The sequence below is a fragment of the Staphylococcus sp. GDY8P72P genome (assembly GCF_016890655.1).
Classification (GTDB): domain Bacteria; phylum Bacillota; class Bacilli; order Staphylococcales; family Staphylococcaceae; genus Staphylococcus; species Staphylococcus arlettae.
The window spans coordinates 1-1,019 of the sequence record NZ_JAFEQJ010000040.1 but is presented as its reverse complement, the minus strand read 5'-3'; the positions used below and the strand labels follow the sequence as shown (position 1 = coordinate 1,019).

General features: G+C 28.1%; 2 protein-coding genes. Both read left to right on the top strand.

What is annotated here, in order from left to right; translation table 11 throughout:
- Positions 1-226, top strand: a 226-nt coding sequence (locus tag JVU85_RS13420) for a DDE-type integrase/transposase/recombinase (protein WP_071560098.1), incomplete at its 5' end; no start/stop codon positions are given.
- Positions 227-650: 424 nt separating this feature from the next.
- Positions 651-1,019 (top strand): DUF6038 family protein (locus JVU85_RS13415; RefSeq protein ID WP_257238277.1); only part of this gene is annotated, 369 nt, incomplete at its 3' end.

Here is a 1,019-nt window from a genome sequence, read left to right as displayed (position 1 = left end):
ACTTAAACCTGACTGTCATTGCACATCGAAATATCTGAATAACCTCATTGAGCAAGATCACCGTCATATTAAAGTAAGAAAGACAAGGTATCAAAGTATCAATACAGCAAAGAATACTTTAAAAGGTATTGAATGTATTTACGCTCTATATAAAAAGAACCGCAGATCTCTTCAGATCTACGGATTTTCGCCATGCCACGAAATTAGCATCATGCTAGCAAGTTAAGCGAACACTGACATGATAAATTAGTGGTTAGCTATATTTTTTTACTTTGCAACAGAACCCTCTAATCACTACCTTATGATGCTTAACAGTTGTTAACATACTACAATTATTATAAGTGTCTTTTATACAAAACATAGCTAGACGTTTCCACAAATAAAAACAGCTTTCTTTTCTTAATATCTATCAAAGTGCATACCTAATTCTGACATCAAATCATACTTCAAGTTATCATTTTCTCCAAAATCACAAATCAATACCTATATAACTATCAAGCACTTCATACAATTCTTTAAATGATTTAAACATAACTTTCATTAGTATACTTCAAACAGGAACAAATGTTCCCTTTATTACTATTAATTCTACTTTATAATATAATTAAAGTAAACATAACCATTGAAGAAGGTTTGAAAGGACAATAACTTTGAATTTTGAAAATTATAAATATTTTACGGGAAAAGATTTAATGAAAGAATGTAACTTAAGTGAAAAAATGTTTAAGAATAGTATGGATAAGCTCGAACGAGTTTATAAGTTAGATATAACTAGATACAAATCCAATCCATCAGCAACTAGAAGCAGTTATAGCTTTAACTTATTTGAATTAGAATTATTTAAAGTTTTACTAAATACTATTGAAGACTTTCCTGTTCCAACATCTGCTAAAAAATTTGATGACATAGATTTAAGAGAGGAGGCATTAAAGAAAAATAATAGTCAATTTATTAGCTATATTACTAATATCACTGATTCAATTGATAATATTAAAAATGATGCATTAAAAGCGCAAATT